This is a genomic window from Arenibacter algicola, assembly GCF_000733925.1.
In the GTDB taxonomy this organism is placed as follows: Bacteria; Bacteroidota; Bacteroidia; order Flavobacteriales; family Flavobacteriaceae; genus Arenibacter; species Arenibacter algicola.
Map to the genome: position 1 here is coordinate 285,014 of NZ_JPOO01000003.1, position 13,223 is coordinate 298,236.

Consider the following 13,223-nt stretch of genomic DNA (forward strand, 5'->3'; position numbering starts at 1 on the left):
GGAAAGTTTAAAGTTATTCTGGAAGTTACAATTAACCAAATTCAGGAATATATCCAATCTATTTTTTCACCCGATTATTATTTACTTTCCATCACAAAAAACACCTGTAAGGACATGGTTTTTTACACTCTCAACAGCGGTATTTAGAACCCATTTTTAAGTCCCTTTTTCCGGGCTGAATTTCTACACCATTCATTGTCCAAACCTGCCGTACACCACAGTTAAATGCAGTTTCACAACAAAACCATTATTATAGGTATTAATGGGTATAAATAACCGCAATATATCCAAGCAATCTCTCGTTATAGGGTCTTTCCTACAAAGTGGATTAATTGAGTATTATTTCACTTCGATTATAAAATAAAGGGGCAAAATCATGATACAATCGACCAAAAAACTACTGCTGCTAATCTTGTTCTTTAGTTTTAATGCTTGGTATAGTACCGCTCAGGTTACTACCAGTGTGCAGAATACCAATTTCAATTCCTGTGGCAGCAACCTACCACAGACCGAACTTAATCTTGGAAACCTGGTACTGTCCGAAACCCTGGCTACTGATTTCGGCACGGGTACCTTCACCTTTTACATTGAAGCCCCTTCCAATTTTGAAATAAGGGCAACTGCCTTTACCGAGACAGGTACCGATATTACCAGCGCATCCGTAGCCCAAGACTCTGGTAATGCCTCCAGATTGGAAGTTACCATGACCACTAACGCCCAAGGTTCTTTGGATGTATTTACTATAGAAAATGTAAGAATCCAACTTATCCCTGGTTCAACCACAACAAACGGTACTCTAAGATATGTATTGGCAGGTAATACCAATATGGTGAACGGACTTGCCGACAATCAGACCCTAGCCAATGTTTCTTTCACCGCTCTTACTGGAGGCACAGGGGTTAATCAACAGGTTTGTGCCATCAACGATGTACAGAACATAAGTATTACAGGTTCCAATATCACCCAAACCAGAACCTTTGAATGGGAAAAAGATGTTAACGGAACCTGGACGGCCATTACAAATTCCAACACCGAAATTTTGGTGGTAGATAAGCCATCCTTCCCAAATGGAGTAAGCAGGTACCGCCGTGCAACTACATTTACATTAAATGGGGAAACATGTACGCAAATGAGCACGGTAGCAACTATTACCGTAAATGAATTATATGCCGGTAGCATAACAGAAGGAACAGGCCAAAACGTTTGTGCCACCCAAATTCCGGAGCAATTAAGCACCGCAGGGGATGTGGCAGTCACCCCTGCTGGAACTACAACCTATCAATGGTACAAAAACGATTCAGGTCCATGGGATATAATTCCAGGAGCAACGGATAATTTTTATCAACCCAGCGCTTTAGCCAAAACCACTTCTTTCAAAAGAAGGGTTACCAATGTTTTGAACGGATTTAGTTGTTTTAAGGAAACCCCGGCAGTTTCCATAATTGTAAATTCCGCCGTATTGGGAGGTACAGCCACCAATCAAAATATATGTTCATTAAGCGAATTACAATTGTTGACGATAAACAATGGCGAAAACAATGGAACCTATCAATGGCAGAAATACGATGGCAGTAACTGGGTAAACATAAGTGGCGCCACGCAGAGCAATTACAATGCCAGTGCCAACCTAAATCCTGGAGTAGAGCAATTTAGAAGAGTTACAACTGTTTCTGGCGCAAGTTGCCAAGGTATTAGTACAGTGGCCACCATTACTTATACCAATTTTGCGGTAGGAAGTATTACGGGCGCTGAAACTGTTTGTTACAATGAAGCTCCAAGTGCCATAACATCGGATACCAATGCTTCGGGTACAGGTACAATTTCATACCAATGGGAGCGATTTGATGGAAGTTCATGGGCCGCAATTTCTGGAGCCAATAATGCAGACTACCAGCCAAGTGCACTAACCCAGACCACGACCTTTAGAAGACAGGACAACATACTTTTAAACGGTTACACATGTTCGGACTATACCAATGAAATAGAAATCACTGTTCTTGGTCAAATTAACGGAGGAACGGCAAGTGCCGACCAGACTATTTGTGCAGGGGAAACACCCAATGCAATAACCATTAACAATGCCACAGCAGCAGGTCCCAACATTAGCTACCAATGGCAATCGGCAACCACAGGTAGTTTTACTAATATTAGCGGGGAAACCAATGCAGTATATAATTTTGCCGGGGCACCATCTGTTACTACAAGATATAGAAGACAAACCATAGTTTCCAATAATGCCAAAGTATGTTTCCAAAATTCTACTGTAAGCACTGTTTTTGTAAACAGCCTAAATGTAGGCACAATTGGCAATGATCAGAATGTTTGTGCAGGACAAGCCCCCAGCACCATTATTAATATAGTAAATACGACCGCCGCCGGCAATCTAACCTATGCATGGGAATCCTCCACCGACAATGGGGTAAGCTGGAGTCCGATAACTTCCGCTACAGGGTCTACTTATACCCCTGGCGTACTGGCAACGTCTACCAAATATAGACGATTGAACACCACCACCTTAAACGGTAAGGTGTGTACTGGATACACCAATGAAGTTACTATCACTGTAGCCGGAGCCATTTCTGGAGGGGAAGGGTCTGCAGACCAAGCCATTTGTGAAGGTGATACCCCATCAACCATTACAGTTTCCAACGGTACGCCTGCAGGTACAGGGATTAATTTTCAATGGTATTCGTCCACAGATAATGTCAATTACACCGTGATGAGCGGGGAAACTGGTGAAAGCCTAAGTTTTTCCACAGGATTGGCAACATCGACCTATTTTAGGAGAAACGTTACCAACACCAATAACGGTAATACTTGTGAGGCCTCAAGTCTTCCAACCTTGGTTACCCTAATCACCTTAAACGAAGGGTCTATTTCACAAACCCAAACCGTTTGCGGATCCAGCAACGTGGCACCGATTACCAGTTCCGCCGATGCAAGTTCCAACGGTGCTATAAGCTATACCTGGCAGAGTTCTCCAGATGGGAGTACTTGGGCCGATATTGCCAATACCAATCAAGCTACCTATACCCCAGTAAATAACGGGGATCTACAAACTTACTATAGAAGAAAGGCTATTTCAACATTGCAAAGCGTCACTTGCGAAGCCATAACCACTCCGGTGATAATCTACGTTAATAAATTTGACAATGCACCCAGCCATAGAGTCACTTTTTCTTCCGGGGCAACCGGAAGTACGGAAGTATGTAATGGTGGAGATCCACAACCATTTAGTACTAATTTTCAATTGATTGCCTCAGGAACTGTAAGCTACCAATGGCAGATTTCCAGTGATAATGTTTCATATTCAGACATTGCAGGAGCTACCGCAGCTACCTATGACCCGCCTTCGGTAACACAGGATAATTACTATAGAAGAATTACCACTTCTACCTTAAATGGTCTATCCTGTACGGTAACCAGTAACGTATTGGAAATCATAAACGGTGGAAATGCCACGGGAGGTACTATAGGTACAACCCATGCGAACGGTAGTAATGGAACCAATGAAGAGGTAGTTTGTAGCGGGGATGATCCTAGCTTAATTCAAGAGTTGACCCCTTCTACAGGACAGACCTTAACCTACCAATGGTATGCCAATGGCGTAGAGATTGTTGGTGCCACCGGCACTAGTTACGACCCGACCAATATCATAAATACAACAACCTATATTAGAACTACCACAAGCACGGATATTTCCGGGGTAGAATGTGTAGTGGACAGCAACCCCGTAACGGTTTTGGTGCCACAAGCGGACAATATTGGCAACAATATTACCATCTGTTATAATACCATGGCCCCGACCCTTGGCAACCCCAGCGCCATAGAAGGATTGCCTTATTTGGCTTTTAGATGGTACGAATCCAATGATGGATCTACCTTCACTGAAATTATTGGAGCAACCAGTGAAACCTATACCCCCGGAACGGCCTTTACCGCCGATAAATATTATAGGAGGGATTACCTAGCTACTGTCGACGGTATTCCCTGCGAGCCATCCTATACTCCGAGTAATGTAATTAGAATTTTTGTCAATGATGTGGACGCTGGTACTATTTCAGGCGATCAAAAAATATGTTACGGGGAAGATCCCGCTATCCTAGGAAATACCGTAGACGGAACTGCAGAGGGAGTATTAAAATATCAATGGTACTCTTCAGTGGATAACAGTAACTGGGGCATGATCAATGGAGCCGTAAACAGCACTTATGACCCACAGGCAGGTAATTATCCAACGACCTATTTTAAGAGGACAACATCTTCCACCCTTAACAGTGTAGTTTGTACGGAAGATAGTAATACTATTGTTGTACAGGTTACTGAGCAATTATTGCCCGGAACCTTAGTAAACGATCAAACCATTTGTGAAGGGGTTGTACCGGGATCCTTGACAGTAACCGGTGGCAGCACCTTTGTGGACCAAACCTATGACTGGTATTCCTCGCCAAATGGTACAACCTGGACAGATATCGCTGTGCATTCTGCTTCCTATACACCTCCGGTCCCAACAACTACTATGTATTATAAGCGGACTATTACCAGAACCAGTTTGGTAGATAAGACTTGTATTGTAGAATCCAACGCAGTAAAAGTGACTTTAAACTCGGTTTATGCAGGAAAAATAACGGACAATCAATCGGTATGTGAAGGAAGTCAGCCTTTGGCCATTGTGGAACAGGAATCGGCCACTGGTGCAGGTGTGTTGACATACCAGTGGTGGTCTTCCCCTGACAATCAAACTTATACTGCCGTAGCCGGTGCCACGCAGCCAAATTATACCCCGCCAAGTACCCTTACTACTTCTACCTACTTTAAAAGAGTGGTTACCAGTACATTGAACGGTGTGGCCTGTGCGGATGAAACTTCGCCGAAAATTGTAACCGTAATTCCTTATGCCATTATAGACAATGATGCCATCTTTGACAACGACATCACCAATGTAAGCTGTAATGGAGGAAATGACGGAAGTATTGTAATACCCAACTCCAGAATCACTGGGGGTAATACGGCCCAGAAGCAAATCAATACAATTTCGCTTTTCGGCACCCCAACTTTTGGCAATACATATAGTATCATTATCGACAGTAAGGTCTATGATCACCAAGTTACTTTGAACGGCATTAATCAGCCGCAGGACAATAATGAGGTAGCTGCTGCCCTTGCCCAAAAAATAAATGCTGCAACCGGCGCTAACTTAAGTCCGGCCATAGCAGCAAACAATTTCCATGAAATTACCTTGACCGCCAAGGTTGCGGGGATTGGATTTACGGCATATGTAAGTACCGGAAGTGATCCAAATGCCAGTGCCACCCATGTAGTAACACAACCTAATTCCGTGGCCAATACTTATGTTTGGTCCAAAATTGGGGATAACAGCTTTACGGCTTCTACTTTGAGCATAAGCAATCTTACGGCTGGAGCCTACCAATTAACAGTGTACAATGAATTCTGCGGAACCACATCGTCGCCGTTTATAGTATCGGAACCCGAGGTATTGACCTTGAATATTGGGGATACCTGTAATACGGCCATTACAGCCTATAGCACTGGAGGCATTGCGCCTTTCACCTTTACGCTTACAAGGCCCAACGGTACAACATTGGTACAGACATCCAATAATCCGAATATTACCTACACCAATTTAACTGGTGGAGCTACTTACAACATAAGTGTTCAGGATGCCTCTTGTGGAATACAGGAATCGCAATCAGTAACCTTGCCCATGGGGCTACAATTTGATCAGGCATCCGTAGTAGTGGATAATGCCACTTGTTATGGTCAAAATGATGGTAGCATTAGTTTAAACATTGGAGCTACTACAGTAACAGGGGGATATCCTCCTTATAACTTTAGCTGGACAGGCCCCAATAATGCCAACTTTACCACCGAAAATATTTCCAACTTGGCACCTGGGGTATATGTACTATCCGTAACGGACCAACTTGGTTGTTCTACAACCTATACTGCGAATGTGGCTTCAAAAGCCCAATTGGAAATCAGTAGCGTTCAGGTAATCAACCAGCAGTTACAATGTGCCGGTGATGCCAATGCTGAAATTAGCATACAGATAAGTTCTGATCCTAGCAGCCAATTACAAATAAACTGGTACAAAAACGGAACAAGTTATTCTACCAACAACACCAGTCTTACCAATCTGGGTGGAGGTAGCTACGAAGTGGTAATTATTGATACCAATAGTGATGCCAATACACCATGTACCGTTAGACAGACGTTTGTTATTACGGCTCCGACCGTATTTAGTGCAACAGAGGTAACTAGTGGCAGCACCACTTGTGTGGATGCCAGTACCGGAAGGGATTTTACTTTTAGGGTTCAGGGAGGTACATCACCTTTTCAGTATACTTTGGACGGTGGAACTCCTGTAATATTCACCAATACCCAAACCACAATAAGCTCGCTTTCCAATAACAGTCATGTTATAGAGGTAACCGATGCCAACCAATGTGTTGTACAAACGTTTACCATGGATAGTTATGAGGCCATGGATTATACGGGAGCCAAATCCTATACTCTTGCGCCATGTGAAACAGATTACGCCTTTAGTTTGAATACCAATTTGATTTCTGGTGGAAAGCCGTTTATGGATGGAAATAACAACCCGTATTACTTTTATGACTGGAGAGGTCCCAATAATTTTGTGGCCCAGGACATTACCAGTTTTGATGCGGTGCCAGGTTCTTATTGGTTGACGATTACCGACAGTAATGACTGTTCATCAGAAGAAATCGAGTTTACTTTTAATACCACTTATACACCAATTGTTGTTAACAGGACAATAACTCCGGTAAGCTGTGGTGCTACCAATGACGGTGCCATTTCCATTACAGTAAGCGGTGGTCTAAGACCGTATAGTATTACATGGGAAAAAGAAACGGCTGGTACAGCGAATAATCCTGACCCGGTGTTTACTCCTTTTGGTCAGAATATAACACAATTGAATGGATTGGAAGAAGGCAGGTTAAGACTTACCATTACAAGTAACATAAATGGCTGTACCAATGCCGATCCAGCCTATTATTACCAGGAGATCATTACCATTAATAAAGCGGAATCGCTTCAGCTCATAGACGGACCTTTTCTGGATCAGTCACTTTGTTTGGGCAATCCCGGAAGTATTTCGGTATCGGTTTTCAATAGTCAACCTGGGGATTTAAGTTTTTACTATGAAGGCGCCCTAGTGCCATCCGTAAAAACAGGTACCAATACTTACTCTGTTCAAATTGGAAATCCGTTGGATAACGCTACCCTTAATGTAGTAAATGATCAAGGATGTGGAATTACAATGCCTATCAGTTCAGGGGTAACGGATCCGACATTTGCATATACCTCGGACGAATATGAAATTACAGGCCTATTGATGGCCAAGGAAGATATTCGGTTCAGTATAACCAGTGAGGCAGGTTATGGCAATGCTTCATGGGATTTTGGAGATGGAAGTCCTATAATTAACATTGATCCGGATGTGGACGGTATTATGACCGTTCATAAATATAGTTATCCTGGCATTTTTACTACCACCCTAACTTTATATAATGAGGAAGGTTGTAGTAAAACTGTTCAACAGGACGTGCAGGTAGGTAACGGTTATGACGTAATGTTCCCTAATGTATTCTCTGCCAATGCGGATGGAATAAACGATTACTTCCAAGGCGAATTTACCGGGATGGCCTCGTTTACCTTTCAGATTTATGATATGTGGGGCTCATTGGTGTATAGCGTGGCCTATGACTTTGATTCAATGCCCGTAAATTGGGGTTGGAACGGCAATTACAGTTCGGGAAAACCTTACAAAAACACTTCCTTCAGATATCTGTTTGTAGGAACAACGAAAGACAACAACCAAATAACCAAAACTGGCGAAGCCTCAATATTAAGATAGAGATGAAGAAACTTAATCTAATAACCCTACTAATTGTTCTTATTACGTTGGGGGCCAACGCTCAGGAAAAATTTGTGAACAACCTAAGCAAGGTGCCGGCTTCCTTAAATCCCAGTTTTCATGCTTTTAAAGATAAGACCAGGATAGGGGTCTTGGCCGAATTTGCCAGTCAAAGTCAAGGAAACCAATCCCAGCACAAATATGCCTTTGGCTCAACGGCCTTTGAAGAATACAATTTTCAACTGGGCGTAGATCTGTTCAATAATAACCTGAACAATTCAGGGTTTAATTATACTTCTGCGGCATTGAGCTATATGTACAAATTGGTTTTAAAGAACGATTGGATCCTATATCCTGGAATTACTGCGGCGTATAGCAATTACAGGTACGATTTTAACAATCTTACCTTTCAGGATCAAATAAACATATTTACCGGCCAAATTAGTGCCAATACCATAGATCCCATTACAGCCTCTGAAAATGTTGGTTATTTGGATATGGGTGCATCCGTTTTGATCCATAACGATATCAATACACTATTTGGACTGTCACTTAAGCATTTGAACCAACCAAGAATATCATCCAAACAAAGCGAAAATAATGTGAATTTAAACATGCTGATATCCGGGCAGTTTGGATATGAAATGGATATTAATAAATACGGACAGGCCAAATTACCGGAGCATTCCTATCTATACTTATTCAATGCAGTGACTATACAAGGCCCAAATACTAGACTGGATTTTTATCAGGATGTTACCCTGGGCAACTTTAGTATTGGTATAAATGAACATCTCAGCTATTTGGAGAATGCCTCATTTTCCGAAATAGGTTTTGCCACAAGTCTTACCTTGGAAACATTTGAATTTGGGCTTAACTATAGATTACCCTTTGGTGGGGAGGCCAAGCAATATATTCCCAATTCCCTGGAATTGTTTTTAGTCTTTGATATTTCAAGGTTTAAAGAACGCAGAAGATCTGACTACAGCAGGTTTTATTAATACTAACATAATAATTTTGCAAAACCCTCAACATTAGTTGGGGGTTCGTTTTTTTGTATAAAAGATAGTAGAGTAACTATAGGTACTTCTATAGATTCTGGAGGTTGATTTAAAAACTTGAAAATCAAAAAGTCGTCAAATAGAGTGGTTCTTCGCAGAGAAACGAAGAAAAATTGTATCGAAATTAGGCTTTTGGTCCAATAAAATTTAAGTAGGGTAGAAGTGGTAATTAAACCAACCACCTCCTATAAACACCCAGCACTAACTCAATTTTTATAACATTGATAATGGGTCTCCCTTTAAAATTGTAGGAATTCCAATATTTATACTAAATTAGACCCTACTTGCCCACAGTGACTTGCTGGCTTTATTGGCGTCTTGGTACGGATTACACTAAAACCCTAAAAGGTTGGTCTGTAAAAATGAAAAAACAAAACCAAAAGATTTCACTATGTTCTTGGCCAAAAGCAAACGCTAGTTTACTCCTGCACTGTAGTAGCATCAGACATTAACAAATAATGAATACTATGAGTAATATCTTCTTCAACAAGTTCAAAAATATCCTTTTCATTCTCTTGCTCCTACAGCTGTCTTGTCAGGCTCCACCTGAAAAAAAACAGGCTGTTGCCACTGAAGATTTCGGATTTATGGAATTGGGCATCCCTGAATTACAACAGGGATATAAGGACGGAACCTACACCGTCAAGGGGGTGGTGGAAGCCTATTTAAAAAGGATTGAAGAGATCGATAGAAGTGGCCCCACGCTTAATTCTATAATTCAAATAAATCCTGACGCCATTAAAAATGCGGAACAGTTAGATTTGGAGATGGCTCAGGGAAACATCAGAGGACCGCTGCATGGTATCCCCATCTTACTAAAGGATAATATAGACACCCATGATAAAATGGCGACCACTGCAGGGTCTAGGGCCCTTCTCAATTCTTACCCCTTACAGGATAGCCATGTTGCCAAACAATTGAAAGAAGCGGGAGCACTTATATTAGGAAAAGCCAATTTGAGCGAGTGGGCCAATTTCCGAGGGGAATTATCTTCCAGTGGTTGGAGTGGTGTTAATGGGCAAACCAAAAATCCCTACGTTTTAGATCGTAATCCTTGTGGCTCAAGCTCCGGTTCTGCCGTTGCCGTTTCTGCCAATCTCAGCATGTTGGCGATAGGCACTGAAACCAATGGCTCCATTGTCTGTCCTTCCAACAGCAATGGCATCGTAGGCATTAAGCCAACGGTGGGCCTTGTTAGCCGCTCTGGAGTAATTCCCATCTCCTACACCCAAGATACCCCCGGACCAATGGCAAGGACTGTAACGGACGCTGCCATTTGTTTGGGAGTACTCACAGGGATTGACCCGGCCGATGAAAAAACACTGGCAAGCCAAGAGAAATTTTATAAGGACTATACACAATTCCTCAAAGAGGACGGATTAAGGGGTAAGCGGATCGGCTTCTACCAAACACCGCTTGGCAAAAATTATAAAGTGGATACCTTGATGTCTAAAGCCGTAGATTTTATGAAGCGTCAGGGTGCAGAAATCATTAATATAAATGAGATATCAAGTGCCGACGTTGGTGGTTATTCATTTCAAGTTATGCTATATGAATATAAAGACGGATTGAACAAGTATTTCCGATCCCTGGGACCTAATGCAGCTATCAAAAGTTTAGAAGAGCTTATCGCATTTAATCGAAAGGATTCCATAGAATTAAAATTTTATAATCAGAAATACCTGGAAATGGCCCAGGAAAAAGGGGACCTAAATGATGAAGCTTACCAGGAAGCTTTGGCCAACATGCTGAAAGGGAGTAGGGAAGAAGGAATAGATAGGATTATGAATCTACATCATCTGGATGCCATAATAGCACCCACAGGAAGCCCAGCCTGGAAAACTGATCAAATAAATGGAGATAGCTTTCAGTTGGGAAGTTCTTCTCCCGCAGCAAGAGCTGGTTACCCCAATATAACGGTACCTATGGGCTTCGTTGATGAGTTACCTGTTGGAATATCTTTTTTTGGCAGCGCCTGGAGTGAGCCCGTTCTATTGGAAATAGCCTATGCCTACGAACAAGGAACCAAACATCGTAAAGCTCCTAAGTTTCTTAGTCCGGAGTAATACTGGGTTATAGCCCGTCTCTAAAAATGGAAAGACTAAGAATTACCATTACTGAACTGCACGCCCGATATTTGCGACTTCTCTTCCTAAAGCTATATCGGGAACCCGAAAGGACACTCTGTTGATCTGCCTACACAACCGGATACAACTCCTAAGCAATCAAAAAAATCCAACTTCCCTTAATCAATGCAGTTCCTCACAAAAGAAACCATGATTGTTCAAGAGACCAGTTATGGAAGTTGCCGTGACCATTGGGGTTTCGACCCGGAGGATATTGTCGCAATCCTCCAGATCAAAATTCCAGTAGCCATCTTTGGCAATCAATCTGTTCAACCCTGGTTTCAAGACATTCACTTCCCGTTTACTGTTTATTGATGTCCTAAATACCAATACTTCTTTCATGTTTCAATTCAATTAACGTTCGTAAAAGGCAGGTGGTTCTATTCCCAAGGATCTTAGATAAACGTAAGCTTGTCCTCGATGGTGAATTTCATTGTCTATAAAGTATAGGATGGAAGACATCACCGTACCATCATACTGACCAAAGATTTTGATGTTTTGTTGAAATTGCTCTTCCTTGATTTGCGACCAATAGGTATTGATTTCTGCGGTAGCCTTATCCCAAAGTTCCAGTAGTCTGTCCTTTTTATTACCGTGTTCCAAATGTTCGTTAAGAGGAGCTGAGATTCCGGTGGCAATTTCCCTTATACCGGGTGCTGCAATCCCCAATAGTTCCATAACCATTTCGGCAAATGTTCGCATACCCCCAATAGTATGGCTAAAAAAGGCCTCTTCAGGAAATGCTTCTATAGCTCTCCGTGTCAGTGCCCTATGTCCTTGCCAATGATCCAACAATTCTTGCGATGAAATAACCTGTGGGGTCTTGTTCAATGTAGTGTGCATAGTTCCAAATTTTTAGTGATTATTAATTTCATGGTCAAAATTAAATATGGGTGGTGACAGCCCTATGTCAGTAGTAAAAAATTAATTAAAATAGAAAAGTAATTACTTCAATATCAATTTGTTACATGTTTGCATATAAATTAAAAAACCAATGTTGACATTCGGTTGTCACCTGACCTCCTTTCATTTGTAAACTGATTTTGAAAATATCGGTATGTGATATTCTAACATAGCTAATGCAGTAACCATGTGGACAAAACAAAGTCAATTTTTGAATTATTCTTTTATTTGAAGTCATATCTTTGGGATATATGTAGGGCAATTATGGGTAGAGATACGGTAAATCGTTTTGATCGTATAGTATCGATCTTAGTGCAATTACAATCCAAGCGTATAGTGAAGGCGCAGGAGTTGGCGGACCGATTTGAGGTAAGTTTGCGCACAATTTATAGGGATATTAGAACCCTGGAAGCCTCCGGTGTACCCATCATCAGTGAAGCAGGAGTTGGCTATTCCATTATGGAAGGCTATCGGTTACCACCGGTCATGTTTACCCGTGAGGAAGCATGGAGCTTTGTGGCCGCTGAAAAACTAATGCAAAAATTTGTGGACAAGTCCCTTGGGAGCTACCATCAATCCGCTATGTTCAAACTGAAGGCGGTTTTAAGGGGAAGTGAAAAGGATTGGATTACTGCCTTGGAGTCCCAAATATCTGTAGACCCATCACAACAGTTGTTCAATGAAGACTTGCCGAACGCACTTGAAATTCTTTTTGAAAGTATAGCTGAAAAAAAGCAGGTATATTTAAGATATCACTCCATGCAGAGCGAACACCCTTCAGATCGGCATATTGAACCTGTAGGATTATTTCATGAAAATAACTTTTGGTATGTTCTGGGATATTGTCATTATAGAAGTGATTACAGACAATTTAGAACGGACAGGATGCTGGGCATTGCAAGAACTGCTCTTTCCTTTACCGCAGAACATGGTAGTTTGGATGAGCATTTGAGTAAGGATCACAATGTTCAAAAAACCAAGGTAAGAATACTGGTGGATAAAAATATCGCTAGGTTTATTAATGGCGATAGGAAACACTACGGCTTTATTTCCGAAAAGGTGAGGGGCAACCAAGTAGAAATGACATTTATGACTTCGAATGTGGAACATGGATTTCCTAGGTGGTATCTCATGTTTGGAGATTATGCCGAGATTATTGAGCCCGAAGTACTTAAACATCGCGTTAGGGCCATTTTGGAAAAAACGGCTTCCAAACTTTAAGAAGTTGCC

6 protein-coding genes are annotated in these 13,223 nt (G+C 41.7%); 4 read left to right on the forward strand and 2 right to left on the reverse strand.

All coding sequences use genetic code 11. The features are described 5' to 3' along the window. The first annotated feature begins 376 nt into the window (after nucleotides 1–376). The 3 genes from U735_RS0111370 (at nucleotide 377) to U735_RS0111380 (ending at nucleotide 11,030) form a co-directional block, all read left to right on the forward strand. Nucleotides 377–7,903, forward strand: a complete 7,527-nt coding sequence (locus U735_RS0111370; protein WP_031443934.1) for a T9SS type B sorting domain-containing protein — start codon at nucleotides 377–379, stop codon at nucleotides 7,901–7,903. Nucleotides 7,904–7,905: 2 nt separating this feature from the next. After that, on the forward strand, nucleotides 7,906–8,904 hold the full coding sequence (locus tag U735_RS0111375) for a PorP/SprF family type IX secretion system membrane protein (protein WP_031443935.1): 999 nt from the start codon (nucleotides 7,906–7,908) through the stop codon (nucleotides 8,902–8,904). A gap of 527 nt (nucleotides 8,905–9,431) precedes the next feature. Further along, on the forward strand, nucleotides 9,432–11,030 hold the full coding sequence (locus tag U735_RS0111380) for an amidase (protein WP_198036649.1): 1,599 nt from the start codon (nucleotides 9,432–9,434) through the stop codon (nucleotides 11,028–11,030). A 183-nt stretch (nucleotides 11,031–11,213) separates the two neighbouring features. Here U735_RS0111380 and U735_RS0111385 read toward each other — a convergent pair whose 3' ends face one another. After that, entirely contained in the window at nucleotides 11,214–11,432 is a 219-nt protein-coding gene (locus U735_RS0111385; protein WP_031443937.1) for a hypothetical protein, read from the reverse strand. Between the two features lie 12 nt (nucleotides 11,433–11,444). Further along, nucleotides 11,445–11,933, reverse strand: coding sequence for a DinB family protein (locus tag U735_RS0111390; RefSeq protein ID WP_031443938.1), 489 nt, complete (start codon nucleotides 11,931–11,933; stop codon nucleotides 11,445–11,447). Nucleotides 11,934–12,257: 324 nt separating this feature from the next. On the opposite strand from U735_RS0111390, the gene U735_RS0111395 reads away from it, so the two are divergent. Then, nucleotides 12,258–13,214: a helix-turn-helix transcriptional regulator gene (locus tag U735_RS0111395; protein WP_031443939.1), complete on the forward strand. Its 957-nt coding sequence runs from the start codon at nucleotides 12,258–12,260 to the stop codon at nucleotides 13,212–13,214. Nucleotides 13,215–13,223 lie beyond the last annotated feature (9 nt).

What these genes read in the sequence shown, in the direction of transcription:
- U735_RS0111370 (WP_031443934.1), top strand. Translation starts at nt 377, where the DNA reads ATGATACAATCGACCAAAAAACTACTGCTGCTAATCTTGTTCTTTAGT.
- U735_RS0111375 (WP_031443935.1), top strand. Translation starts at nt 7,906, where the DNA reads ATGAAGAAACTTAATCTAATAACCCTACTAATTGTTCTTATTACGTTG.
- U735_RS0111380 (WP_198036649.1), top strand. Translation starts at nt 9,432, where the DNA reads ATGAGTAATATCTTCTTCAACAAGTTCAAAAATATCCTTTTCATTCTC.
- U735_RS0111385 (WP_031443937.1), bottom strand. Translation starts at nt 11,432, where the DNA reads ATGAAAGAAGTATTGGTATTTAGGACATCAATAAACAGTAAACGGGAA.
- U735_RS0111390 (WP_031443938.1), bottom strand. Translation starts at nt 11,933, where the DNA reads ATGCACACTACATTGAACAAGACCCCACAGGTTATTTCATCGCAAGAA.
- U735_RS0111395 (WP_031443939.1), top strand. Translation starts at nt 12,258, where the DNA reads ATGGGTAGAGATACGGTAAATCGTTTTGATCGTATAGTATCGATCTTA.